At 72.0% G+C, this 25,143-nt stretch carries 22 protein-coding genes; 11 read left to right on the top strand and 11 right to left on the bottom strand.

Going from position 1 to position 25,143, the window contains the following annotated elements; all coding sequences use genetic code 11:
• Positions 1-153: 153 nt before the first annotated feature.
• The 3 genes from BJ961_RS02450 to BJ961_RS02440 all read left to right on the top strand — a co-directional run bounded on the left by BJ961_RS02450 (position 154) and on the right by BJ961_RS02440 (position 2,311).
• The gene (locus tag BJ961_RS02450; RefSeq protein WP_271319668.1) at positions 154-492 is read left to right on the top strand and encodes a YnfA family protein; all 339 of its coding nucleotides are present in this window, start codon (positions 154-156) and stop codon (positions 490-492) included.
• 43 nt (positions 493-535) lie between these two features.
• Positions 536-1,318, top strand: a complete 783-nt coding sequence (locus BJ961_RS02445) for an SDR family NAD(P)-dependent oxidoreductase (protein ID WP_271319667.1) — start codon at positions 536-538, stop codon at positions 1,316-1,318.
• A 159-nt stretch (positions 1,319-1,477) separates the two neighbouring features.
• Positions 1,478-2,311: an LAGLIDADG family homing endonuclease gene (locus BJ961_RS02440; protein ID WP_271319666.1), complete on the top strand. Its 834-nt coding sequence runs from the start codon at positions 1,478-1,480 to the stop codon at positions 2,309-2,311.
• Positions 2,312-2,351: 40 nt separating this feature from the next.
• On the opposite strand, the gene BJ961_RS02435 is transcribed toward BJ961_RS02440, so the two are convergent.
• Positions 2,352-3,545 (bottom strand): RtcB family protein, encoded by a 1,194-nt coding sequence (locus BJ961_RS02435; RefSeq protein ID WP_271319665.1) that lies wholly within the window; start codon positions 3,543-3,545, stop codon positions 2,352-2,354.
• Between the two features lie 216 nt (positions 3,546-3,761).
• Between BJ961_RS02435 and BJ961_RS02430 the strand changes: the two genes are divergently transcribed.
• From BJ961_RS02430 to BJ961_RS02420, 3 genes are all read left to right on the top strand, one after another.
• On the top strand, positions 3,762-4,649 hold the full coding sequence (locus BJ961_RS02430; RefSeq protein ID WP_271319664.1) for a DUF3558 domain-containing protein: 888 nt from the start codon (positions 3,762-3,764) through the stop codon (positions 4,647-4,649).
• Positions 4,650-4,780: 131 nt separating this feature from the next.
• The gene (locus BJ961_RS02425) at positions 4,781-5,632 is read left to right on the top strand and encodes a DUF3558 family protein (protein WP_271319663.1); all 852 of its coding nucleotides are present in this window, start codon (positions 4,781-4,783) and stop codon (positions 5,630-5,632) included.
• A gap of 89 nt (positions 5,633-5,721) precedes the next feature.
• On the top strand, positions 5,722-7,074 hold the full coding sequence (locus tag BJ961_RS02420) for a DUF2637 domain-containing protein (protein ID WP_271319662.1): 1,353 nt from the start codon (positions 5,722-5,724) through the stop codon (positions 7,072-7,074).
• Between the two features lie 59 nt (positions 7,075-7,133).
• On the opposite strand, the gene lysS is transcribed toward BJ961_RS02420, so the two are convergent.
• Positions 7,134-8,870 (bottom strand): lysine--tRNA ligase, encoded by a 1,737-nt coding sequence (gene lysS, locus BJ961_RS02415; protein WP_271319661.1) that lies wholly within the window; start codon positions 8,868-8,870, stop codon positions 7,134-7,136.
• A 182-nt stretch (positions 8,871-9,052) separates the two neighbouring features.
• On the opposite strand from lysS, the gene argS reads away from it, so the two are divergent.
• On the top strand, positions 9,053-10,816 hold the full coding sequence (gene argS, locus BJ961_RS02410) for an arginine--tRNA ligase (RefSeq protein ID WP_271319660.1): 1,764 nt from the start codon (positions 9,053-9,055) through the stop codon (positions 10,814-10,816).
• Between the two features lie 31 nt (positions 10,817-10,847).
• On the opposite strand, the gene BJ961_RS02405 is transcribed toward argS, so the two are convergent.
• Both BJ961_RS02405 and BJ961_RS02400 read right to left on the bottom strand, forming a co-directional pair.
• Positions 10,848-12,083, bottom strand: a complete 1,236-nt coding sequence (locus BJ961_RS02405; RefSeq protein WP_271319659.1) for an aminotransferase-like domain-containing protein — start codon at positions 12,081-12,083, stop codon at positions 10,848-10,850.
• An 85-nt stretch (positions 12,084-12,168) separates the two neighbouring features.
• On the bottom strand, positions 12,169-13,617 hold the full coding sequence (locus BJ961_RS02400) for a helix-turn-helix domain-containing protein (protein WP_271319658.1): 1,449 nt from the start codon (positions 13,615-13,617) through the stop codon (positions 12,169-12,171).
• 211 nt (positions 13,618-13,828) lie between these two features.
• Here BJ961_RS02400 and BJ961_RS02395 point away from each other — a divergent pair, with 211 nt between their 5' ends.
• Entirely contained in the window at positions 13,829-14,599 is a 771-nt protein-coding gene (locus BJ961_RS02395; protein ID WP_271319657.1) for a DUF4232 domain-containing protein, read from the top strand.
• A 55-nt stretch (positions 14,600-14,654) separates the two neighbouring features.
• Here the strand turns inward: BJ961_RS02395 and hemB are convergent, their stop codons facing one another.
• Positions 14,655-15,647, bottom strand: coding sequence for a porphobilinogen synthase (gene hemB, locus BJ961_RS02390; protein ID WP_271319656.1), 993 nt, complete (start codon positions 15,645-15,647; stop codon positions 14,655-14,657).
• A 116-nt stretch (positions 15,648-15,763) separates the two neighbouring features.
• On the opposite strand from hemB, the gene BJ961_RS02385 reads away from it, so the two are divergent.
• On the top strand, positions 15,764-16,231 hold the full coding sequence (locus tag BJ961_RS02385; RefSeq protein ID WP_271319655.1) for a MarR family winged helix-turn-helix transcriptional regulator: 468 nt from the start codon (positions 15,764-15,766) through the stop codon (positions 16,229-16,231).
• A gap of 81 nt (positions 16,232-16,312) precedes the next feature.
• Complete coding sequence (locus BJ961_RS02380; RefSeq protein ID WP_271319654.1) at positions 16,313-16,723, top strand: SRPBCC family protein; 411 nt, start codon at positions 16,313-16,315, stop codon at positions 16,721-16,723.
• Here the strand turns inward: BJ961_RS02380 and BJ961_RS02375 are convergent.
• Both BJ961_RS02375 and BJ961_RS02370 read right to left on the bottom strand, forming a co-directional pair.
• Positions 16,720-17,643 (bottom strand): nitroreductase/quinone reductase family protein, encoded by a 924-nt coding sequence (locus BJ961_RS02375; protein WP_271319653.1) that lies wholly within the window; start codon positions 17,641-17,643, stop codon positions 16,720-16,722. The two genes, BJ961_RS02380 and BJ961_RS02375, sit on opposite strands and share 4 nt — an antisense overlap.
• Positions 17,644-17,939: 296 nt before the next feature.
• Complete coding sequence (locus BJ961_RS02370; RefSeq protein WP_271319652.1) at positions 17,940-18,896, bottom strand: NAD(P)-dependent alcohol dehydrogenase; 957 nt, start codon at positions 18,894-18,896, stop codon at positions 17,940-17,942.
• A gap of 116 nt (positions 18,897-19,012) precedes the next feature.
• On the opposite strand from BJ961_RS02370, the gene BJ961_RS02365 reads away from it, so the two are divergent.
• A complete protein-coding gene (locus tag BJ961_RS02365; protein ID WP_271319651.1) occupies positions 19,013-19,720 on the top strand; it encodes a TetR/AcrR family transcriptional regulator in 708 nt (235 codons plus the stop codon).
• A 258-nt stretch (positions 19,721-19,978) separates the two neighbouring features.
• Here BJ961_RS02365 and BJ961_RS02360 read toward each other — a convergent pair whose 3' ends face one another.
• Genes BJ961_RS02360 through BJ961_RS02345 form a run of 4 tightly spaced genes read right to left on the bottom strand, consistent with a single transcriptional unit; the run spans position 19,979 to position 25,129 of the window.
• Positions 19,979-21,676: a bifunctional uroporphyrinogen-III C-methyltransferase/uroporphyrinogen-III synthase gene (locus BJ961_RS02360; RefSeq protein ID WP_271319650.1), complete on the bottom strand. Its 1,698-nt coding sequence runs from the start codon at positions 21,674-21,676 to the stop codon at positions 19,979-19,981.
• On the bottom strand, positions 21,673-22,632 hold the full coding sequence (gene hemC / locus BJ961_RS02355) for a hydroxymethylbilane synthase (protein ID WP_271319649.1): 960 nt from the start codon (positions 22,630-22,632) through the stop codon (positions 21,673-21,675). Before hemC ends, BJ961_RS02360 begins: the two co-directional genes overlap by 4 nt.
• A complete protein-coding gene (locus tag BJ961_RS02350) occupies positions 22,629-24,353 on the bottom strand; it encodes a glutamyl-tRNA reductase (RefSeq protein WP_271319648.1) in 1,725 nt (574 codons plus the stop codon). Before BJ961_RS02350 ends, hemC begins: the two co-directional genes overlap by 4 nt.
• Positions 24,350-25,129, bottom strand: coding sequence for a redox-sensing transcriptional repressor Rex (locus BJ961_RS02345; RefSeq protein ID WP_271319647.1), 780 nt, complete (start codon positions 25,127-25,129; stop codon positions 24,350-24,352). Before BJ961_RS02345 ends, BJ961_RS02350 begins: the two co-directional genes overlap by 4 nt.
• Positions 25,130-25,143 lie beyond the last annotated feature (14 nt).

Below are 25,143 nucleotides of genomic sequence, written 5' to 3'. Positions count from 1 at the left end.
ATCGCTCAACCTCCGAGTTGTTGACGGTTCAACTATACCTGGGGAACGGAGCTCCCCCGGCCGTTATTCCGCAGGTCCGCCGCCCGGCGTGGACGGCCCGACGAGTACCCGGGCGGGCGGCCCCGGACCCGTCCGGCGTGCGAAGCTGCCCGCATGCTGGTCCTCCGCTCCGCCGCCCTCTTCGTCGTCGCCGCCCTGTTCGAGATCGGGGGCGCCTGGCTCGTCTGGCAGGGCGTGCGCGAGCAACGCGGCTGGCTGTGGGCGGCGGGCGGGGTCCTCGCCCTCGGCGCCTACGGCTTCGTCGCCACCTTCCAGCCCGACGCCCACTTCGGCCGCATCCTCGCCGCGTACGGCGGGATCTTCGTCGCCGGCTCCCTCCTGTGGGGCATGGCCGCCGACGGCTACCGCCCCGACCGCTGGGACGTCACGGGGGCGCTGGTCTGCCTCGCCGGGATGGCCGTGATCATGTGGGCACCGCGCAACGGCGGCTGACTACCCTGGTCGGCGACCCGCACTACCGACCGAGGAGCAGTCCATGGCCACCGCAGCCGCCGCCCCGTCCGCCGCTTCCCGTATCGCCGTCGTCACCGGCGCGAGCAGCGGCATCGGCGCCGCCACGGCCCGGCAGCTCGCGGCGGCCGGGTACCGCGTCGTCCTCACCGCCCGCCGCAAGGACCGCATCGAGGCGCTGGCGCAGGAGATCGAGGCGGCCGGCCACAAGGCCACGGCGTACCCCCTGGACGTCACCGACCGCGAGGCGGTCGACGAGTTCGCGAGCGCGTTCAGGACGGTCGGCGTCCTGGTCAACAACGCGGGCGGCGCGCTCGGCGCCGACCCGGTGGCCACCGGCGACCCGGACGACTGGCGCCGCATGTACGAGACGAACGTCATCGGCACCCTCCACCTCACTCAGGCCCTGCTCCCCAAGCTGGAGGCGAGCGGCGACGGCACGGTCGTGGTCGTCTCCTCGACCGCGGGCCTGTCCACCTACGAGGGCGGCGCCGGCTACGTCGCCGCCAAGCACGGGGAGCACGTCCTCGCCGAGACCCTCCGCCTGGAGATCGTCGGCCGCCCGGTCCGCGTCGTCGAGATCGCGCCCGGCATGGTCAAGACCGACGAGTTCGCCCTGACCCGCTTCGGCGGCGACCGGGACAAGGCTGCCAAGGTCTACCAGGGCGTCGCCGCCCCCCTCACCGCCGACGACGTCGCCGACACCATCACCTGGGCGATCACCCGCCCCGCCCACGTCAACATCGACCTCCTGGTCGTCCGCCCCCGCGCCCAGGCGTCGAACACGAAGGTGCACCGGGAGGGCTGATGCCAGTGGGTAACTCACAGGGATGAAGCGGGTTCGATTACCCGAACGGCCGTTGCACTGGCGACCTAGGCTCACGCCACAACATCCAGACATGACGGCTCTCGGCCGGGATGCCGGTCCCGACCGAGAGCCCGACCAGCACGGAAGTAGGGCTTCCCTGTGGCTGAACACGAGCCTAACGGTCATCAGTTCATGGACCTGAGGGTCCCCGAGTACGCGTACATGTTGGGTTTTCTTCAGGCGGACGGACACCTGGAACGTGGAGCCGGGAAGAAGGGCAAGTTGTCCGTCGAACTCAATGCTCGAGACATCGGTCTCCTGCGCGAGTTCCAGAATCTGACGCCGTACTACAGCAGCGTCACCGAACGCACCAGGTCCACGAACTTCGCCGAGTCCCACAACTCGGCAACCTGGACCCTTTGCTCCCTCGAGGCAAGGACCGTACTCAACGACCTCGGCCTGCCCTACGGCCGCAAATCCAAGACGATCGCCCCACCACGCGGTGAATTCTCACACCACGACTACCTCCGAGGCGTTATCGACGCCGACGGGTCGGTGGGTTACACCGGAAAGGGCTTCCCCTTCGTCTCCCTCACCACGGCCAGCACTGCCATCGGCCGCTTTCTCTGCGACTACGGGAAGCAGGTGGCCGGCGTACAGCGCACGATCAAGCGCAACGAACGAGACGGCATCTACAACGTCCTCTACGCCATGGAGGCGGCCCAGCGTCTGGCAGCGGGCCTGTACTACCCCGGCTGCCTGTCCCTGAAGCGCAAGCACACCGTCGCCGACTCACTCTCCGCGTGGGTGCGGCCGGCCCGGATGAGGTCCGCTCACACCCGACGACGCTGGACCGCGGCGGAAGACCGGATCCTCCTGAAGCTCAACAGTCCGACGGCGGCCGCCGAAGCCCTCGACAGGACTCCGCAGAGCTGCAACCTCCGCATGTGGCGCCTCCGCTCCGACCAAGTGCCCATGCCCAGCGAACAGTGATCGGATGAGAGGCTCCCGGTTGGCCCGGGGGCCTCTCATCTCAGCCCTTCACACATACGACCTGCTTCAACTTCGCCACGACCTCGACGAGATCGCGCTGCTGCTCCATTACCTGGTCGATGTTCTTGTAAGCGCCCGGAATCTCGTCCAGCACTCCGGAGTCCTTCCGGCACTCGACACCGCGCGTCTGCTCCTCCAGGTCTCGTACGGTGTAACGCCGCTTCGCAGCACTACGACTCATACGCCGACCTGCACCGTGCGAGGCGGAGTTGAATGCCTTCTCGTTCCCGAGCCCTCGCACAATGTAAGAGCTGGTGCCCATGGAGCCGGGAATGATGCCGTACTCGCCGGAGCCTGCACGGATCGCCCCCTTACGCGTGACCAGCAGGTCCATCCCCTCGTACTGCTCCTCGGCCACGTAATTGTGATGGCAGGAGACCTCCTGTTCGAAGATCGGCTTCGCCTTCTTGAACTCCTTGCGGACCACGTCCTTGAAGAGCGCCATCATCAGCGTACGGTTGTACTTCGCGTACTCCTGCGCCCAGAACAGGTCGTTGCGGTACGCCGCCATCTGTGGGGTGTCCGCGACGAACACGGCGAGGTCGCGGTCGACCAGACCCTGGTTGTGCGGGAGCTTCTGGGCGATGCCGATGTGGTGTTCGGCAAGTTCCTTGCCAATGTTCCGCGAGCCTGAGTGCAGCATGAGCCAGACCGAACCCGACTGATCAAGGCAAAATTCGATCATGTGATTGCCGGATCCGAGCGTTCCCATCTGCTTCCCGGCCCGCTCATGACGGAATTTGACCGCTTCCGCGACCCCGTCGAACCGCCCCCAGAAGTCGTCCCACCCGGCCGTGGCCAGCCCGTGGAAGCGCCCCGGCTCGACCGGGCTGTCGTGCATACCCCGCCCCACCGGAATCGCCTGCTCGATCTTCGAGCGCAGCCGGGACAGGTCGCCCGGCAGGTCGTTCGCCGTCAGGGACGTCTTCACCGCCGACATGCCGCAGCCGATGTCGACGCCCACCGCCGCCGGGCACACCGCGCCCCGCATCGCGATCACGGACCCGACCGTCGCGCCCTTGCCGTAGTGCACGTCCGGCATGACCGCCAGGCCCTTGATCCACGGCAGGGTCGCGACGTTGCGCAGCTGCTGGAGCGCGCCCTCCTCAACCGTCGCCGGGTCCGTCCACATCCGGATCGGCACCTTCGCGCCCGGCATCTCCACGTACGACATATCGCCTCATTCCCCCGGAAAACAAACAGAAGTCTCCTCGCGCGGAGCCGGCGCCCAGGGGCGGCCGAAGGGACGACCGACCGGCGTTCACGGCAGCGCGTGCGGTACACATTGTCTGCTGGGGACGCCCCCGTGCGGCAAGCGAATAACCAGCGGGGACACTGGTGTCCCGTACCCTCCCCAACCACATGCCACCCCGGCGAGAGGAGCCGCACCGTGCAGCGGAAGGCCTATGTACCCGGCGTCGCCGCCCTCCTGGCGGCGGTGCTGGCCGGCTGCACCGGCGGCGCGGACGGCGGCGCCACGGCGGACGACTCGAACCCGGGCCGGCCCGGTGTCACCACCGAGGCCGCCGAGCCCGGCAAGTACCGCACCCTCCCCGAGCCGTGCGGCGTGGTCGGCGACAAGTCCCTCGCCGCGCTCCTGCCCGGCATCGAGGAGATCGCCGACGACGAGCAGCGCGAGAAGGCGTACGCGGGCGAGCCGACGCTCGCCTACGACACCGACCGCAAGGTCGGCTGCCGTTGGAAGGTGGAGTCGGCGCAGGCCACCGACCACCTCCTCGTCGACTTCGAGCGGGTGGTGTCGTACGACGGCTCCGTGAGCGACGACAGCCAGGCCGAGCAGCTCTTCGCACGGCAGGTGGACGCGGCCGACCTGCCCGAACCGGTCGTCTCGGAGTCCGAGACCGCCTCGGGCACCCCCTCGGGCTCCTCCTCGGGCTCCCCCTCCGGCTCCCCCGCGTCCGGCACGCCGTCCGCCGGCCCGAGCGGCACGCCCTCCGCCCCCGCCACCGGCCCCTCGTCGTCGGCCACCGGCCCCTCGTCCTCGTCGAGCGCGTCCTCCGACACCGCGCCGGCCGAACTCCAGCCGCGGCTCCTCGACGGCCTGGGCGACGAGGCGTTCGTGGACGACGCGCTGAGCAGCTCCGGTTCGACGGCGCAGCGGCGCACGGTGACTGTGGCGTTCCGCACGTCGAACGTCGTGGTGCGGGTCGAGTACGCGGAGCAGTCGGCGACGCTCGGAGTCGTGCCGGACAGCGAGGAAATGCAGGACATGGCGCGGAAACTGGCTTCACAGCTGGCGGGTTCGCTCAGCGGCTGAGCCCCGTCGCGGCCCTTGCGCGCGCGTGCGGGGTGCGCCCGGAGCGGGACCGCACGATTTCTTCACCGCGTACGGTGGCCCCTCGGACCCGTTCCGAACGCAGGAACACGAGTGCCATGAGTGAAGGAACCATGCAGCGACGAGCCCAGCGTGACCAGCGAGACCAGCAGGCGAAGCGAGCGAAGCCACTCACCCGCGTCCTTGTCGGCGCGGCCGCCGTACCCGTGATGCTGGTGGCAGCCGGCTGCTCCTCGGACTCCGGCTCCGGCGACGGCAAGGACAAGGCCGCCGAGGAGTCCGCCGCGTCCGCGTCCGCGAGCCCGTCCCCGACGGTGCGGCCGGCGGCGTTCGGCAAGCTTCCGGAGCCGTGCTCGGTACTGGCGAAGAAGACGCTGGAAGACCTGGTGCCGAAGGCCGAATCCGGCAAGGAGGGCACGTCGAACGACACGGGCACGCGCGCGAGTTGCTCCTGGGACAGCCTCTCCGACAACGGTGTGAAGGGCTCCCAGTTCCGCTGGCTGAGCGTGTCGATGCTGCGCTTCGAGTCGGACGTGACGCGTGGTGCGGGGGACAAGCTGGCGGGTGACTACTTCGCGAAGCAACTGCGGGACGCCCAGAGCGCCGAGGGTGCCAAGAGCGTGAAGACCGCGGCGGTCGGCGGCACGGGCGACCAGGCGTCGGTGGTGAGCTACGACCTGAAGAAGAAGGAAGGCACCTTCAAGCAGCAGACGGTCGTGGCGCGCGCCGAGAACGTCGTCGTCACCGTCGACTACAACGGCGCGGGTCTGGCCGGCGACAAGACGCCGGACGCCGACGACCTGGTGAAGGACGCGCAGAAGGCGGCCAAGGAGGTGGTGGCCGCGGTGACGAAGGCCAACGGCGCGGCAGGCGGCGGCCCGTCGAGCGGCGCTCCGTCGCCCTCCGGGACGTCCTCGAAGGCGCCCTCGGGCTCGGCGTCCGCGTCGCCCTCGAAGTCGGGCTGACGGCCTCTTCGACCCCACCGGCCACCCGTCCCCCGTACACATGTGCCACTCTGTTGCGCGCAACAACAGGCAATGGGAGGGGAGTACGGGTGGCCGCGCCACTTCAGCTGACACGGACGCATCGTGTACTCATCGGCATGGTCGTCTTCGGTGCCGTCGTCATCGCGGGGATCGGTTTCGCGGGTTCGTACGCGGCGGTGCGTGAGCTGGCCCTGAAGAAGGGCTTCGGGAACTTCAGTTACGTCTTCCCGATCGGCATCGACGCGGGCATCTGCGTGCTGCTGGCCCTGGACCTGCTGCTCACCTGGATCCGCATCCCCTTCCCGCTGCTGCGGCAGACGGCCTGGCTGCTGACGGCGGCGACGATCGCGTTCAACGGCGCGGCGGCGTGGCCGGACCCGCTGGGCGTGGGCATGCACGGGGTGATCCCGATCCTGTTCGTGGTGTCGGTGGAGGCCGCCCGGCACGCGATCGGCCGGATCGCCGACATCACCGCGGACAAGCACATGGAGGGCGTCCGCCTCACCCGGTGGCTGCTCTCGCCGGTGCCGACGTTCCTGCTGTGGCGCCGCATGAAGCTGTGGGAGCTGCGCTCCTACGAGCAGGTCATCAAGCTGGAGCAGGAGCGCCTCGTCTACCAGGCCCGGCTGCGGTCCCGTTTCGGCCGCGCCTGGCGCCGCAAGGCGCCCGTGGAGTCCCTGATGCCGCTGCGGCTGGCCCGCTACGGCGTGCCCCTGGCGCAGACCGCCCCGTCGGGTCTGGCGGCGGCGGGCATCGAGCCCGCCCTGCTGCCGCCGGCGCCCCGGCCGCAGCAGCCGGACCCGCAGGCGGCGCCCGCGGGCGAGCAGCGCCCCGAGCTGGTCAAGGGGCCCGGGGCGGACCGGCCCCGGCACCCGGACCGGCCGGCGCCCGCGGACCAGTCGCCGCCCGCGGACCGGGCGCAGCACGTCGGCCTGCCGCCGAACGGCGCCGCGGTGGAGGGCGCCGGGGCGGAGGGCGGCCCCGAGCAGAGCCCCTGGTTCAACACCCGCCAGGTCGCCTACCAGGGCGGCTACGACCCCACCTACGACCCGGCCGAGCAGTACGCCCAGTGGTACGAGGAGCAGCAGCGGGCCGACCAGTACCGGGACCAGTACGAGGAGGAGCCCCCGCTCCAGGAGCCCTCGCCGGAGGAGACCGGGAGCTTCCCGATACCGGTGGTCCCGGGCCGCACCCGCGAGCTGGGCGAGGGCGCCGGCACGGCCGAGCCGCCGCCGACGGAGGAGGACTACTACACGGTCTTCCGGAAGTCGATCGACGGCAGCTACCCCACGGTCGCCCAGTTCCGGGGCGACGTGGAGGCGACCTTCACGATGCCGCTGGCTCCGCGTGAGGCCGATCGCATGGTGAAGGCGTTCACCGAGCGCCACATGCGTGAGCTCCAGGAAGAGCACATCGCGTAGGAGTGACCAACGACGAAGGGGGCGCCCGGCGAACACCGGGCGCCCCCTCCGCGTACCGCTTACTCCCCGAGCAGGGTCCGCACCCGGTCCTGCCCCACCGCGAGGAGCAGCGTGGGCAGGCGCGGGCCGGTGTCGCGGCCGACGAGCAGGTGGTAGAGGAGCGCGAAGAACGTCCGCTGGGCGGTCTTGATCTCCGGCGGCAGCTCCTTGGGCGTGGCGTCGGCGGGGAAGCCCGCCTGGACCTTGGGGACGCCGTAGACGTGGTGGGTGAGCCCGTCCAGGGACCAGTGGTCGGCCAGCCCGTCGAGCAGCAGCCGCAGCGACTGCCGGCTCGGCTCGTCGAGGGACTTCAGCAGCTCGGCGTCGGGCTCCGCGCGGACGACGGTGCGCTGGTCGGCGGGGACGTGGGTGTTGATCCACGCCTCGGCCTTGTCGTAGCGCGGCCGGGCCTGGTCCAGCGCCGCGATCGGGTTCGCCGGGTCCAGCTCGCCGAGGATGCGCAGCGCCTGGTCCTCGTGGCCGGCGGTGATGTCGGCCACGGAGGCGAGCGTGCGGTAGGGCAGCGGCCGGGGCGTACGGGGCAGCTCACCGGCGGCCGTGCGGACGGCGCGGGAGTGGGCGGCCACATCGGCGGGGAGGGCCGAGCCGTCGGCGACCTTGGCGTCGAGGCGGTCCCACTCGTCGTACAGCCGCTGGATCTCCTGGTCGAAGGCGATCTTGAAGGACTGGTTGGGGCGGCGGCGGGCGTACAGCCAGCGCAGCAGCTGCGGTTCCATGATCCGGAGCGCGTCGGACGGGGTGGGTACGCCGCCCTTCGACGACGACATCTTGGCCATGCCGCTGATGCCGACGAAGGCGTACATCGGCCCGATGGGCTGCTCGCCGCCGAAGATCCCGACGATCTGCCCGCCGACCTGGAACGACGACCCGGGCGAGGAGTGGTCCACGCCGCTGGGCTCGAAGACGACGCCCTCGTAGGCCCAGCGCATGGGCCAGTCGACCTTCCAGACCAGCTTGCCGCGGTTGAACTCGCTCAGCCGCACGGTCTCGGAGAAGCCGCAGGCGGTGCAGGCGTAGGTCAGCTCGGTCGAGTCGTCGTCGTAGGCGGTGACCGTCGTCAGGTCCTTCTCGCAGTTGCCGCAGTACGGCTTGTACGGGAAGTACCCGGCGGAGCCGGAGCCGCCGTCGTCCTCGGCGGCGGCACCGGAGCCCTCGGCGGCCTCCAGCTCGGCCTCGTCGACGGGCTTCTGCGACTTCTTCGCGGGCGCCTTCTTCGTCCGGTACTGGTCGAGGATGGCGTCGATGTCCCGCCGGTGCTTCATGGCGTGCAGGATCTGCTCGCGGTAGACGCCCGAGGTGTACTGGGCGGTCTGGCTGATCCCGTCGAACTCGACGCCCATCTCGGCGAGCGAGGCGGTCATCGCGGCCTTGAAGTGCTCGGCCCAGTTGGCGTGCGGGGAGCCCTTCGGCGCCGGGACGGAGGTCAGGGGCTTGCCGATGTGCTCGGCCCAGGTCTCGTCCACCCCGGGGACACCGGCCGGCACCTTGCGGTAGCGGTCGTAGTCGTCCCAGGAGATCAGGTGCCGCACCTCGTGGCCGCGGCGGCGGATCTCGTCGGCGACCAGGTGCGGGGTCATGACCTCGCGCAGGTTGCCCAGGTGGATGGGGCCGGAGGGGGAGAGTCCGGAGGCGACGACGACGCGGGGTTTGTCCGGGGCGGCACGACGCTCCGACTCGGCGACGACCTCGTCCGCGAAACGGGAGACCCAGTCGGTGGTCTCTGTGCTCTGAGCCACGTCGGCACGTCCTCTTTCCTGAAACTTCGCTGGAACTGCTCCGGAGACAGCCGATGCGGTCGCACGGCTGACCGCCCCATTCTCCCAGCCCGGCCCGCATCCGCGAAAACCGCTTTTCACCGCGTGGGATACTCGGCTTCTGTACTCCTTCCACGAACCCGAGCAGAACGGCGAACCCTTCCATGGCCTCGGTCACGTCCCTCACCGACTCCGTCCAGCAGCAGCTCGCGTCCGCCCTCACGGCCACCCGGCCGGAGGCCGCCGGCGCCGACCCGCTGCTGCGACGTAGCGACCGGGCGGACTACCAGGCCAACGGCATCCTCGCGCTGGCCAAGAAGGCCAAGGCGAACCCGCGGGAGCTGGCGACCGAGGTCGTCGCGCACCTCACCACCGGCGACGAGCTGATCAAGGACGTCGAGGTCTCCGGGCCCGGCTTCCTGAACATCACCGTCGCCGACCGGGCGATCACCGAGAACCTCGCCGCGCGGCTCGCGGACGGCGAGCGCCTCGGCGTGCCGCCGAAGGAGAACGCGGGCGTCACGGTCGTCGACTACGCCCAGCCGAACGTGGCGAAGGAGATGCACGTCGGCCACCTGCGCTCCGCGGTCATCGGCGACGCCCTGCGCGGCATGCTCGACTTCACCGGCGAGAAGACGATCGGCCGGCACCACATCGGCGACTGGGGCACCCAGTTCGGCATGCTCATCCAGTACCTGTTCGAGCACCCCGGCGAGCTGGCCCCGGCCGACGACGTCGACGGCGAGCAGGCCATGTCGAACCTGAACCGGGTGTACAAGGCGTCGCGCGCGGTCTTCGACGCGGACGAGGAGTTCAAGGAGCGGGCGCGCAAGCGGGTCGTCGCCCTCCAGTCCGGCGACAAGGAGACGCTCGAGCTGTGGCAGCAGTTCGTGGACGAGTCGAAGGTCTACTTCTACTCCGTCTTCGAGAAGCTCGACATGGAGATCCGCGACGAGGAGATCGTCGGCGAGTCCGCGTACAACGACGGCATGCCGGAGACCGCCCGCATCCTGGAGGAGACGGGCGTCGCGGTGCGCTCCGAGGGCGCGCTCGTGGTGTTCTTCGACGAGATCCGCGGCAAGGACGACCAGCCGGTGCCGCTGATCGTGCAGAAGGCCGACGGCGGCTTCGGCTACGCGGCCTCCGACCTGACCGCGATCCGCGACCGCGTCCAGGACCTGCACGCCAGCACGCTGCTGTACGTCGTCGACGTACGCCAGTCGCTGCACTTCAGGATGGTCTTCGAGACCGCCCGCCGGGCCGGCTGGCTCGGCGAGGAGGTCACCGCGCACAACATGGCCTACGGCACGGTGCTCGGCGCGGACGGCAAGCCCTTCAAGACCCGCGCGGGTGAGACCGTGCGCCTGGAGGACCTGCTGGACGAGGCGGTGGAGCGGGCCGCGGAGGTCGTCCGGGACAAGGCACGGGACCTCACCGAGGACGAGATCCAGGAGCGGGCCGCGCAGGTCGGCATCGGCGCCGTGAAGTACGCGGACCTGTCGACGTCGCCGAGCCGCGACTACAAGTTCGACCTGGACCAGATGGTCTCGCTCAACGGCGACACCAGCGTGTACCTCCAGTACGCCTACGCCCGGATCCAGTCCATCCTGCGCAAGGCCGGCGAGACCGGTCCCGCGGCCCACCCGGAGCTGGACCTGCACGAGGCGGAGCGCGCGCTGGGCCTGCACCTGGACGCGTTCGGGGACACGGTCTTCGAGGCGGCCGCGGAGTACGCCCCGCACAAGCTGGCCGCGTACCTGTACCAGCTGGCGTCGCTGTTCACGTCGTTCTACGACAAGTGCCCGGTGATCAAGCCGGCGCCGCCGCGGGAGGTGGCGGAGAACCGCCTCCTCCTGTGCGACGTCACGGCCCGCACCCTCCACCGGGGCATGGCGCTGCTGGGCATCCGGACGCCCGAGCGGCTCTGACCGACGCCGGGCGCCGGCCCCCGCCGGCGGATCAGACGCCCAGCCCCTTCGCCAGCCTCCGCAGCCCCTCGGCGATCTCGTCCGGCGTCTGGGTGACGAAGCAGAGTCGCAGCGTCGCGCGGTCGGGTTCGCCCGCGTGGAAGGGGGCGCCGGGGACGTAGGCCACGTCGTGCCGGACCACCTCGGGGAGCAGGGCCGTGGTGTCGTACCCCTCGGGCAGCCGGGCCCACAGGAACATGCCGCCCTCGGGGCGGGTCCACCGGGATCCCGCCGGGAGCGCGTCGGCCAGCCCGGCGAGCATGGCGTCCCGGCGTGCGCCGTACGCGGCGGCGACGCGGGCGACGTGGGCGTCCAGGTCCCGGTCGGCGAGGTAGCGGGCGGCGGCGAGCTGGTTGACGGTCGGGGTGTGCAGGTCGGCGGCCTGCTTGGCGACCGTGCAGGCCCGGCGCAGCGCGTCGGGCGCCCGCAGCCAGCCCAGGCGCAGGCCGGGTGCCATGACCTTGGAGAAGGAGCCCAGCAGCACGGTCCGGTCCGCGGCCCCCTCGTAGGAGGCGATCCACGGCACCCGCTCGCCCTCGAAGCGCAGCTCCCCGTACGGGTCGTCCTCCACGATCCACAGCCCGCACCGTCCGGCGACCTCGGCGACGGCGGCGCGGCGGGCGGCGGGCAGGGTGCGGCCGGTGGGGTTGGAGAAGGTGGGGACCGTGTAGAGCAGTTTGGGGCGCTCGCGCACCACCAGCTCCTCCAGCGCCCCGGGGTCGATCCCGTCCTCGTCCCCGGGCACGGCCACCACCCGGGCGCCCGCGAGGCCGAAGGCCTGGAGTGCGGCCAGGTAGCAGGGGCGCTCGACGAGCACGGTGTCGCCGGGTTCGAGCAGCGCGGTGGCCAGCAGCGACAGGGCCTGCTGCGAACCGGTGGTGACGAGGAGGTCGTCGGCGCCGGTGGGCAGCCCGCGCGCCGAGGTGCGGGCGGCGAGCGCGGACCGCAGCCTGGGCTCGCCCTCGGTCGTGGAGTACTGGAGGGCCCGTGCGGGCGTCTCGGCGAGGACGTCCCGGTAGGCGGCGGCGATGCCGTCGGCGTCGAACAGCTCGGGGGCCGGCAGCCCGCCCGCGAAGTTGATCACCTCGGGGCGGGCGGTGACGGCGAGGATGTCCCGTACGGGCGAACCGCCGATCGACCGGGCCCGCGCCGCCAGCGGCGGCGGAGAGGCGACGGCGGCGGTCGCAGCGGTGGCGGTGGCGGCGGACGGGGTCTCGGTCAGGGTCATGCGCGCAGCGTAGAGAAGTACGTGCCGCCTACAGGCGACTTTCCGCGATCCGGACAACCGTGCGACTGCCGGGTGCCGGTCCGCCTCACTCGCCCTCGACCAACTCCCAGGCGTTGCTGCCGAGCGGGTACGCGTAGTAGGAGTCGTCCCGGGAGGCGCTGGTGCGGAACGGCGTGCCGTGGTCGTCGACGCGCATGATGCCGTGCCGCCCGCCGCTGGACCACTCCAGCTCCAGGTACCAGCTGACGTCGTGTCCGCTGGTGTGCGCGTTGACGAAGAAGACCTCGGGGTCGTCCTGGGTGACGCTGTACGGGAAGTCCCGCTGGCCCCCGATCGGCGTCGCCAGCGGGGTGCCCAGGTCGAGCGAGACGTCGAAGGCCTTGGTGTCCACCTGGCCGCCGCAGCCGTTGCCCATCACGTACTGGTTCCAGTCCAGCGGCGGCCCGCTGCTCACCACCCGGACGTGCAGATCGTTCAGGACGACCGTCTCGGCGCCGGTGCCCTGCACGGTGAGGACGGCCATCTGCCGGTTCGCGGAGACCGCCTTGAGGGGGACGGCCCAGCCCACGGCGCCCTGCAGCGGCGGAGGTTCCGGCACGTTCTTGGGACTGCGGTCGACCAGGAAGGCGTGGTCGCAGGGCACGTCCCAGTGGTACGGACTGACCGACACGGTGAACAGGGGGCCGTCGGCGGGTGCCGCACGGCCCGGCGCGGCGGCGGCCGGAGGCGACGGCGGCGCGGAGGGGGACCGGGACGCGGAGGCGGAGGCGGACGGCGAGGGGGACGTGGAGGCGCTCGCGCTCGGGGACACCGCCCCGGAGGCGGTCCGCGACACCGGCACGGACGACTGCGCGACGGCACCGGCCGGCCCGCGCTGCCCGTCGCCGTCCGGGGAGGACACGAGGTTGGCCACGAGGGCCACGGCGGCCCCCACGGCGACGACACCGCTCGCGGCGTACAGCGCGACGCGCGGCACCCGGCGGCGGGGCCGGGCGGACCGGCCGAGCACGATCGCGGGCCCCGGTTCCGGCTCCGACTCCGACTCCGCGTCCGGCGTGCCGGGCTCGACCGGCGACAGGGGCGTGGCGGGCGACGGAGACGACGGAGACTGAGCGGACGGAGCGGCTGGAGCGGCTGGAGCGGACGACCGAGGCGGGTCGGCCACGGCGGGCGGGGCGCTCCCCTCCGCCGAGATCTCCCCCTCCCCCGAGGTCTCCCGCTCGGGCGAGGTCTCCCGCTCGTCCGCCCCCGGTTCCTCGACCGTTCCCGCCTCCTCGCCCCCGTCCTTCTTCACGCCGCGCAGCGCGTCCGCACGGATCCAGCGGCGGTGGAGTTCGAGCAACTCCTCGGGGGTCGCCCGGCATACGCGGGCGAGGCGTTCCACGGGGGCGAACTCGACCGGGACCACCTCACCGCTGACGTACCGGTGCAGGGTCGAGCCGCTCATGTGCAGTCTCTTGCCGAGTGCTCCGTAGCTGAGCCCGGACCGCTCCTTCAACTCCCGCAGCAGTTCCGCGAAGTCGTCCCCCGCCACCGTTTCTCCCTCTCCTCGCATCCCCGTACCCCATCCCAGAGGGACATTGTTCCCGCAGGTCAGAGCGTTCCAGGCGTCCCATCATCCCGCATGTTCCCCCGTCACTGGCGGCCGGGACGGACACCGCCGCAAGCTGTGGTCATCAAAGCAGCCGCTCCCGGTGAACGGTCGGGCGACTCACCCCACTGGCTCATTTCGAAGGAGAACTCCCATGTCCGCACGCACCACCCGCACCCGCCTGTTCGCCGCCACCACGGTCGCGCTGGCCGCACTCTCCCTGACGGCCTGCGAGGGCGACGAACTCACGGGCTCCCCGGCGCCCGCCTCCTCCACGTCGGCGGACGGGAACGCCACCCAGGCGCCGGCCGGCGCGAAGGACGACACCGGCGACGCTGGTTCAAAGGGTTCGACCGGATCCACCGGCTCGAACGGCTCCTCCGGCTCGAACGGCTCGAACGCTTCCGCCGGCAACGGCGACACGTCGAACTCCGGCAGCGGCGGCTCCGGTTCCGCCGCCGACAAGGGCTCCGGCAAGGGCTCCGAGAAGGGCTCGGACAACGGCTCCGACTCGGGCCTGCCCGGGAAGTGCTCCGCGTCCGACGTACGCATCACCGCGGCGAACGCGCCCCGCCCCCTCAACCACCTGCTGCTGACCGCCACCAACACCGGTTCGAAGACCTGCGCGCTGCCCCCGTACCCGACGCCCCGCTTCGGCGAGGCCCAGGCGGTGCCGCCGGTCGCCGAGTCCAGCAAGCCGCAGTCGCTGACGACGCTGGCCCCCGGCGAGTCCGGCTACGCCGGCGTACGGCTGTCCTCCGGCGACGGCAGCGGCGAGGGCGGCTACGACACGAACACCCTCACCATCCCCTTCGAGGACGGCTCCATCGCCAGGGTCAAGCTGCCCTCCGGCGGCGTGTACGTCGACAGCACCCTGACGGTCACCTACTGGCAGACCAGCGCCGCCAACGCGCTCGAGTACTGAAGGGGACGGGGTCCGCGGACCCGCACCCCCTGTGCGACGGGCCGGCACAGGTCGCTCAGCGCAGCGTGCGAGCGACCTCGGTCGCCCAGTACGTCAGGATGTTGCTCGCGCCGGCCCGCTTGATCCCGGTGAGGGTCTCCAGGATGGCCCGGTCCCGTTCGATCCAGCCCTTCTCGGCGGCGGCCTCGATCATCGAGTACTCGCCGGAGATCTGGTAGGCGGCGACGGGCACGTCCGAGGCCTCGGCGACCTTGGCGAGGATGTCGAGGTAGGGCCCGGCCGGCTTGACCATCACCATGTCGGCGCCCTCCTCCAGGTCCAGCGCCAGTTCCCGCATCGACTCGCGCACGTTGGCGCCGTCCTGCTGGTAGGTCTTCCGGTCCCCCTTGAGCGAGGAACCGACGGCCTCGCGGAAGGGCCCGTAGAAGGCGGAGGCGTACTTGGCGGTGTACGCGAGGATCGCGACGTCCTCCCGGCCGATCTGGTCGAGGGCATCGCGGACGACGCCGATCTGGCCGTCCATCATCCCGCTGGGCCCGACGACATGGGCGCCCGCGTCGGCCTGGACCTGCGCCATCTCGGCGTACCGCTCGAGCGTGGCGTCGTTGTCGACGCGGCCCTGGTCGTCGAGGACCCCGCAGTGCCCGTGGTCGGTGAACTCGTCGAGACAGAGGTCGGACATGACGAGCAGTTCGTCCCCCACCTCGGCCCGCACGTCGCGCAGCGCGACCTGGAGGATCCCGTCCGGATCGGTGCCCGCCGTCCCGAGGGCGTCCTTGTTCTCCTCCTCCGGCACCCCGAAGAGCATGATCCCGGAGATCCCGGCCTCCACCGCCTCGGCGGCCGCCTTCTTCAGGGTGTCCCGCGTGTGCTGGACGACGCCGGGCATCGCCGCGATCGGCACCGGCTCGCGCACGCCCTCGCGGACGAAGGCGGGAAGGATGAAGTCGGCGGGGTGCAGCCGGGTCTCGGCGACCATCCGACGCATCACGGGGGTGGTCCGCAGCCGCCGGGGCCGGGTGCCGGGGAAGGATCCGTACGTCGTCATACCACCTACGCTACGCCCGCCCCGCCCGTGCCTTTGCCGACGGGAAGTCGGACCGGACCGGACCGCCGCGGACAACGCTTGACCTCAACCGGACTTCAGCTTCTACGGTCGGCGCCATGGACTACTCGCACAGCGACACGGAACTCATCCGCCAGCCCATCGGCTACTGGTCCTGGGCGGCGTACAAGGCCGTCGTCACCCGCACCCGGGCGGCCCTCGCCGAACTCGGCACGACCCAGCCACAGTGGTGGGTCCTCGCCCAGGTGGCCCGCGCGGACACCCCGAAGACCCGCGCCGAGGTGTCCGGCCTCCTGCGGAACTACCTCGACGCGGGCCCGGAGGCGATGGAGTCGGAGATCGACGCGACGATCGGGGCGGGCTGGATCGTCCAGGCCGGCGACACCCCCGACGGCCGCCTGACCCTCACCCCCGAGGGGAGGACGTTCTTCGAGCGGGCCGCCGCCGTCCAGGGCGACCTGTGGACGGAACGCCACGCCGGGATCTCCGACGAGGAGTACCTGACGACGATGAAGGTGCTCCAGCGCTTCATCCACAACACGGGCGGCCGCGCCTGGCACCACTAGGGGTGCGCGCGGCGTCCGGCGGACACGCGCTGTCCGATGCGTTCAAGACGGCGGTGACGGCGACTCGCTACCGTCACCGCCATGAACAGCACCGGCAAGGAGTCCCGCCACCTCGGCATCCACATCGACCGCAGCGCGGCCGACGTCTACGCCTACGCCTCGGATCCGGCCAACCTGCCCGCGTGGGCCCACGGCCTCGGCGCGACCATCGAGAAGGTCGCGGACACCTGGATCGCGGACTCCTCTCCGCTGGGCCGGGTCACGGTCGCCTTCACCCCGGACAACGACCTGGGCGTACTCGACCACCGCGTCACGCTCCCCTCGGGGGAGACCGTCCACAACCCGGTCCGCGTCATCGCCGACGGCACCGGGAGCGAGGTGGTGTTCACCCTCCGCCGACAGCCGGGGACGACCGACGCCGACTTCGAGCGCGACGCCGGCCTGGTCGCCGCCGACCTGGCCCGGCTCAAGGGGCTGCTGGAGTCCGACTAAGGCGCGGTCGTCGCGCCGGTCGGCCCGGGCAGTCCGGGCGGCGGCCACGGCACGTCGGCCAGCAGGGGGAGCAGCACCTCCTCCTCGTAGTCGAAGTGCGCGTCGAGCCGCGCGGACATCTCCTCCAGCGCGGCCCGGAAACGTCGCGGCTCGGCGACCGCGATACCCGCCAGCAGGTCCGCCAGCTCGCCCTGGATGCGGGCGACCGTGCGGTGTTCGTCGGCGAGCCGGTCGAAGACGTCGGTCAGGTGGGGGTGGTGGCGGGCGATTCCGGGGAACAGGTGCCCGTCCTCGCTGACGTGGTGGAATTCCAGCGCCTGGCAGAAGGCGAGGCAGCGCTGCCGGATCTGCAGCCCGAGCCCCGGCGGCCTACCGGCCTCCCCCGGGGCCGCGAAGTGGGCCTCGGTCTCGGCCCGCACCTGCCGCACCTGCCCCCGCAGCCAGGTGTGCACCTCCAGGAGCTTGTCGGCGAGGGTGCGCACCTCTCGGGGCCGCCCCTCCCACTTCTCGGGCTCGGCCCGCTCCAGCACCACGACCGGCAGCGGCCTGCTGGTGCGGGCCTGGTAGTCGCCGTAGCCGGGCACCGCCCGTACGACGTGCGCGAACAGCTCCTCGCGCCGGGCACCTTCGGCGGGCACCGCCAGCGCCTCGAAGCTGGACGTGCCCACCTCCACCCGGACGACGGGACGGGCGAGCAGGTTGTGGTACCAGCCGGGGTGCCGCGGCCCACCGAGGTTGGAGCCGACCACGACCAGGGCCTTCCCGTGGCGGACGTACCCGAGCGGAGTGGTCCGCGAGGCACCCGACCTGGCGCCGGTGGTGGTCAGCAGAAGCAGGTCGCCGCCCTCGAAGGGGCCGCCGACCTTCCCCTCGTGGGCGCGGAACTCGTCGATGACGGACTGGTGGAACGACGTGGGCATACGGTTCTGTGTCTCCAGGACGGCAGCCGGGGCAACGGCAACCGCACGTGCCGCGGCGTGCGAGGAAGGAAGGGCGAGCACGAGACCGACGCGCGGAAACGCTGCGTCGGAAAACTCGGAATCAGGGCGAATCAGGGCGCGGAGTATGAACGCATCACGTACCCCTTGATCGAAGGGCGCTCGCCCGGTCGCCGGTCGGCCCACTGCTCTTTGACCGGCGCCACGCGGCACCACCCTCATTACACGCACCGGCCCGCCGCCTGTCAACGCCCGCCCGGGTGCCGCCCGTTGTCCGCCTACGCGACCCGCACGACGTGCTTGCCCCGGACGCCTCCGGCCTCCAGGGCCCGGTGGGCGTCGGCGACACGGTCGAGCGGGTGGACGGTGTCGACGACGGGGACGACGTCACCCCGTTCGGCGAGCCGGCCGGCCTCGGCGAGCAGCGCGCTGTCGGGGTTGCCGCTGAAGGCGCGGATGCGTCCCTTCCCGTGCACGACGGAGCCGAGCACGGTGCCGATCCCCGCGAGCGGCCGGTCGAAGTCGACGGTGACGGCGACCATGCGCCCGCCCGGCGCGAGCAACCCGCGCACCCGTGACTGCTCGGTCCCGACGGTGTCCAGGACGACGTCGAAGCGGCCGAGGGTGGACAGCGGAGTCCTCCGGTGGTCCCGTACGTCCTCAGCGCCGAGCCCCCGCACGAAGTCGAGGTTCCCACCGCCCGCGAGCGCGACGACATGCGCCCCGAGCAGCCTGCCCACCTGCACGGCGACGCTGCCCACGCCCCCGCTCCCGCCCCGTACGAGTAGCCGCTCGCCGGGTTGCAGGGCGGCCTTGTCCCGCAGCGCGGTCACGGCCGTGGTCGCCCCGGCGAGCAGCGAGACGGCCTCCTCCGGGGTGAGGTTGTCCGGCGCGGGCGCGATCCGCCGGGGGCTGACGGCGACGTACTCGGCCATGCTGCCGGTACGGCGCCCCAGCAGCCCCCACACCCGCTCCCCCTCCCGCACCCCGCGCACCGCGGCCCCGACCCCGGCGACCTCTCCCGCGAAGTCGATGCCGCAGCCCTTGGGGAAGGCCCGGCCGGTCACCAGGCGCACCTTTCCGGTCCGGTCGTGCAGGTCGCCGCCGTTGACCGCGGCGGCACGCACCCGTACCAGCACCTCGTCGGGGCCGATGACCGGCACCGGCAGCCGCCCGACGTACAGCACCTCGGGAGGCCCGTAGCGGTCGAAGAGGACCGCCTTCATCTCACCCATGTCTCGTGAACCCCATCGCGCTCGGGAAGTGCGGAGGCGAGGCCCGCGTCCGCTGCTACGCTCACGCTAGACACCTAAGTGGACGGCATCCTCCACTTACCCCGGAAGTGAGAAACATGCCTGACCAGCCCTCTCACCAACCCGCAGACCACGCCGCCGAGGCCCCTCCCCCGGACGCCCTGCGCGCCGACGCCCGCCGCAACCGCGAACGCGTCCTGGAGGCCGCACGCGAGGTCTTCGCCGCCCAGGGTGTCGACGCCCCGATGAGCGCGGTCGCCCGCCGGGCGGGCGTCGGCGTGGCCACCCTCTACCGCCGCTTCCCCACCCGCTCCGCGCTCGTCACCGCCGCCTTCGAGGACCAGCTCGCCGTGTGCGCGACGGCGTTCGAGGAGGCCATGGCCGACCCCAGCCCGGGCCACGGTCTGTACACCCTGCTGGAGAGGGTGTGCACCACGCTGGTCACCGACCGCGGCTTCGAGACGGTGTTCATGGCCGACTTCCCCGAGGCCCTGGACTACGACCGCGAGCGCGCCTGCGCCGAGGAGGGCCTGTCCCACCTGATCCGGCGTGCCCGCGACGCGGGCCAGCTCCGCGAGGACTTCGCCCCCGCCGACGTCCCCCTGCTCCTCCTCGCGGTGGGCGGCCTGGCGGGCCAACCCCCCGAAACCGCCCTCCCCGCCGCCCGCCGCCTCCTCACCTACCTCTTCCAGTCCTTCCAGGCCCACCCGCCGTCCCAACCGGGCCCCCTGCCACCGGCCCCGCCGCTGGACCTGTCGGGCCTGAACCGCCCGGGGCCGGCACCGACGTCCACCGTGCGTCCATGAGCAAGGCGCCCGGTGACGACCGCGGCATGCCTGAAAGACGTGAGCACCAGCGTGCCTACTGTCATCGCCCCGCTCATGTGAGCGGGACGATGACAACACCGCCTGAAGTGTTCACGTGCGGAGGACAAGGCCCCGTACCCCGGCGGGCGTGCCGGCAGCCACCCGAGGACTGACCGGCCGCCGACGAGGACGACAACGGGGCGCCCCCGAAACCAGGGGACGCCCCATCTCACCTCAGGACCTCAGGACCTCAGGACCTCAGGTCGAAGACCGCCGTCTCCGCGCCCCGGGCCTCCGCTCGCTCGGCCGGGTCACCGGGTCCCCCGCCTCCAGGGCCGCCGCGCGACGCCGCAGACCGAAGTCGGCCAGGGCCTCCGCCAGCTTGTGGACGGACGGTTCGGGAGCCATGACGTCGACGCGCAGCCCGTGTTCCTCGGCCGTCTTGGCCGTCGCCGGACCGATGCACGCGATCACCGTGACGTTGTGCGGCTTGCCCGCGATGCCGACCAGGTTGCGGACCGTGGACGACGAGGTGAAGAGCACCGCGTCGAAGCCGCCGCCCTTGATCGCCTCCCGGGTCGTGGCCGGGGGCGGCGAGGCGCGCACCGTGCGGTAGGCAGTGACGTCGTCGACCTCCCAGCCCAGCTCGATCAGACCGGCGACCAGGGTCTCCGTGGCGATGTCGGCGCGCGGGAGGAAGACGCGGTCGATCGGGTCGAAGACCGGGTCGTAGGGCGGCCAGTCCTCCAGGAGGCCCGCGGCCGACTGCTCACCGCTCGGGACCAGGTCCGGCTTCACACCGAAGGCGATGAGGGCGTTGGCCGTCTGCTCGCCGACCGCCGCGACCTTGATGCCGGCGAAGGCGCGGGCGTCGAGGCCGTACTCCTCGAACTTCTCGCGGACCGCCTTCACCGCGTTGACCGACGTGAACGCGATCCACTCGTAGCGGCCCGTCACCAGGCCCTTGACCGCCCGCTCCATCTGCTGCGGGGTGCGGGGCGGCTCCACCGCGATGGTCGGAACCTCGTGCGGTACCGCGCCGTAGGACCTGAGCTGGTCGGAGAGCGACGCCGCCTGCTCCTTCGTACGCGGGACGAGCACCTTCCAGCCGAACAGCGGCTTGGACTCGAACCACGACAGCTGGTCGCGCCGGGCGGACGCGGAACGCTCGCCGACCACGGCTATCACCGGGCGGCCGCCGTCCGGGGACGGCAGCACCTTCGCCTGCTTCAGGGTCTGCGCGACCGTGCCGAGCGTGGCGGACCAGGTGCGCTGCCGGGTCGTCGTACCGGCGATCGTGACCGTCAGCGGAGTGTCCGGCTTGCGGCCCGCCGACACCAGCTCGCCGGCGGCCGCGGCCACCGAGTCCAGCGTCGTCGACACGACCACCGTGCCGTCGGAGGCGCCCACCTCGGTCCAGCAGCGGTCCGACGCCGTACGGGCGTCCACGAACCGCACGTCGGCACCCTCCGCGTCACGCAGCGGCACACCGGCGTACGCGGGCACACCCACGGCGTTCGCGATACCGGGGACGACCTCGAAGGGCACCCCGGCCGCGGCGCAGGCCAGCATCTCCTCGGCGGCGTACGTGTCGAGCCCGGGGTCCCCGGTCGCCGCACGCACCACCCGCCTGCCGCCCCGTGCGGCCTCCATGACAAGATGTGCGGCATCCCGCACGGCGGGGACACCGACGGCCGTTGACGCACCGTCAACTACCGTCAGCTGGGGCGTGCCTGTGCCCGGATCCGACGGATCGGCATCCGTGTGCACTTCCGACACACCCTGCCTCGCGTGCGTACGCACGACGTCGAGCACCTCGTGCTCGGCGACGAGGACGTCCGCGTGGGACAGCGCCTCCACGGCGCGCAGAGTCAGCAGTCCCGGATCTCCGGGTCCGGCACCGAGGAAGGTGACGTGCCCGTGTTCCGGACCGGCGGGAAAGGCGGTGGGGCTCAATGTGCTCGCTCCCCCATCAGACCGGCCGCGCCCTGGGCGAGCATCTCGGTGGCGATGTCGCGACCGAATGCCAGCGCCGCCTCGTGCGTCTCGGGCACGGGACCGGTGGTGGACAGCTGCACCAGCGTCGAGCCGTCGGTCGTGCCGACGACGCCGCGCAGGCGCATTTCCTTGACAGTCTGCCCGTCGGTCAGAAGGTCGGCCAACGCCCCCACAGGTGCGCTGCAGCCGGCCTCCAGGGCGGCGAGCAGTGACCGCTCGGCCGTTACGGCGACCCGCGTGAACGGGTCGTCGAGCTCGGCGAGCGCGGCGATCAACTCCGCGTTGTCCGCGGTGCATTCGATCGCCAGTGCCCCCTGGCCGGGGGCCGGCAGAACCGTGTCGACCGACAGGAAGTCGGTCACCTCGTCGATGCGTCCCACCCGGTTGAGTCCGGCGGCGGCCAGCACGACCGCGTCCAGCTCGCCGCTGCGGACGTATCCGATGCGCGTGTCGACGTTGCCCCGGATCGGGACCGTCTCGATCTCCATGCCGTGCGTGCGGGCGTACGCGTTCAGCTGCGCCATGCGGCGCGGCGCCCCCGTACCGATGCGCGCGCCGCGCGGCAGGTCGGTCAGCTTGCGCGCGTCCCGGGCGACGACCACGTCGCGCGGGTCCTCGCGCAGCGGCACGGCCGCCACGACCAGGCCCTCGTGCTCCGCGGTGGGGAGGTCCTTGAGCGAGTGAACCGCGAAGTCCACCTCCCCCCGCAGCAGTGCGTCGCGCAGCGCGGCGACGAACACGCCCGTGCCGCCGATCTGCGCCAGGTGCTCGCGCGACGTGTCGCCGAACGTGGTGATCTCGACCAGCTCAACGGGCCGACCGGTCACCTGGCTCACGGCGTCCGCCACCTGCCCGGACTGGGCCATGGCGAGCTTGCTTCGCCTGGTCCCCAGCCTCAGTGCCTTCTCAGTCATGCCGGCCCTCGGTTCTTCTCAGTGGTGCTGTTCCCGGCGCGGGAGACGGAGGCCACCGTCTCCTGGTCGAGGTCGAACAGGGTGCGCAGCGCGTCCGCGTACCCGGCACCGCCGGGTTCGGCGGCGAGCTGCTTGACCCGCACCGTCGGCGCGTGCAGCAGCTTGTCGACCACACGCTTGACGGTCTGGGTGATCTCGGCGCGGTGCTTGTCGTCGAGCCCCGGCAGTCGTCCCTCGAGGCGCGCGATCTCACCGGCCACGACATCCGCGGCCATGCTGCGCAGCGCGACCACGGTGGGCGTGATGTGCGCGGCCCGCTGGGCGGCGCCGAAGGCCGCGACCTCGTCGGCGACGATCCGGCGCACCATGTCGACGTCGGCTGCCATCGGTGCGTCGGCCGAGGCGTCGGCGAGCGACTCGATGTCCACCAGGCGCACCCCGGCCAGCCGGTGCACGGCGGCGTCGACGTCGCGCGGCATGGCGAGGTCGAGGAGGAAGAGCACGGGCTGCGGACGCGGCACCTCGACGACCGGCTCCGGGCGGCGGCGCTCGGGGATGCGGCCGACGCGCGTCGCGGTCGCGGCGAGGGCGCCGATCAGCTCGGCGTCCGCCTCCGGCCCCGGCCGGCCCGCCTCGCGCGGCCGGTCCACCGCCGTACCGCCCGCGGCCCAGGCCCCGTGCTGCTCCAGCGTCGCCGCGTCCATGCCGGCCACGGCGGCCTCGCCCATGACGGAGAAGCCGGAGGGTACGGAGGACAGGTCCAGGGGGCAGTTCTCGTCGGCGCCCGCGGCACCCGCGTTCGGCAGTGGCGTTCCGGCACCCCGGCGCTCGTCCCGTACGTCGACGGCACCGGGCTCGGGGGCGGGAGCGGGGGCGCCGGTACGGCCCTGCACCGAGGCCGCCACCGCGTCGGCCGTGAGGACCAGCCCGGTCGCGCCCGTGCAGGAAACGGCCACGTCGGCACGTGTCAGCTCGCCCGGCACCGAGTCCATCGGTACCGCGCGGGCCAGCACGTCCGTGTCGTCGCCCTCGGAGAGGATCCGTGCGAGGCGCTCGGCGCGCTCGAAGGTGCGGTTGGCGACCACGATCTCGGCGACTCCGGCCCGCGCCAGCGTCGCGGCGGCCAGCGAGGACATCGAACCGGCGCCGATGACCAGGGCCTTCTTGCCCCGCGCCCACTGCTGGACGTCGGCTCCGGCGGACAGCTGCTCCAGGCCGAAGGTGACCAGGGACTGCCCGGCGCGGTCGATGCCGGTCTCGTGGTGGGCGCGCTTGCCGACCCGCAGCGCCTGCTGGAACAGGTCGTTCAGCAGCCGTCCGGCGGTGTGCAGGTCCTGGGCGCGGGCCAGGGAGTCCTTTATCTGGCCGAGGATCTGCCCCTCGCCTACCACCATCGAGTCGAGTCCGCAGGCCACCGAGAACAGATGGTGGACGGCCCGGTCCTCGTAGTGCACGTAGAGGTAGGGAGTGAGTTCCTCCAGGCCGACGCCGCTGTGCTGGGCGAGCAGCGTGGACAGCTCGGCGACACCGGCGTGGAACTTGTCCACGTCGGCGTACAGCTCGATGCGGTTGCAGGTGGCCAGGAGCGCGGCCTCGGCGGCCGGTTCGGCGGCGACCGTGTCCTGGACCAGCTTGAGCTGCGCGTCCACGGTGAGCGAGGCCCGCTCCAGCACGCTGACGGGGGCGCTGCGGTGGCTCAGCCCGACGACGAGGAGACTCATGCCGGCATCACGGCGGGTACGTCCCCGTCGGGTCCCTTGTCGGCGGAGCCGGTGGAGTGCTGCTGCTTGCGGGCGGCGACGGGCGGTACGGCGACGGTGTCGGCCGCGGCCTCCTCGCCCGCCTTGCGCTGCTCGTGGAAGGCGAGGATCTGCAGCTCGATGGAGAGGTCGACCTTGCGCACGTCGACGCCCTCGGGGACGTTCAGCACGGTCGGCGCGAAGTTCAGGATGGAGGTGACACCGGCGGCCACAAGACGGTCGCACACCTGCTGGGCGGCACCGGCGGGCGTCGCGATCACACCGATCGAGACACCGTCGTCCTGGATGATCTTCTCCAGCTCGTCGGTGTGCTGCACCGGGATGCCCGCCACGGGCTTTCCGGCCATCCCGGGATCGGCGTCTATGAGCGCGGCGACCCGGAAACCACGGGAGGCGAACCCGCCGTAGTTGGCGAGCGCGGCACCGAGGTTGCCGATTCCTACGATCACAACCGGCCAGTCCTGGGTCAGGCCGAGTTCACGGGAGATCTGGTAGACGAGATACTCGACGTCGTAGCCCACGCCCCGGGTCCCGTAGGAGCCGAGGTAGGAGAAGTCCTTGCGCAGCTTCGCGGAGTTGACTCCCGCCGCGGCCGCCAGCTCCTCGGAGGAGACCGTGGGCACCGAGCGCTCGGAGAGCGCGGTGAGCGCGCGGAGGTACAGCGGAAGACGGGCGACGGTGGCCTCGGGAATCCCTCGGCTGCGGGTCGCCGGTCGGTGTGTTCGGCCAGTTGCCACGGTGCTCCTGCGGG

The sequence above is a fragment of the Streptomyces lienomycini genome, from assembly GCF_027947595.1.
Lineage (GTDB): Bacteria > Actinomycetota > Actinomycetes > Streptomycetales > Streptomycetaceae > Streptomyces > Streptomyces lienomycini.
This window is presented reverse-complemented; position numbering and strand designations above follow the sequence as displayed.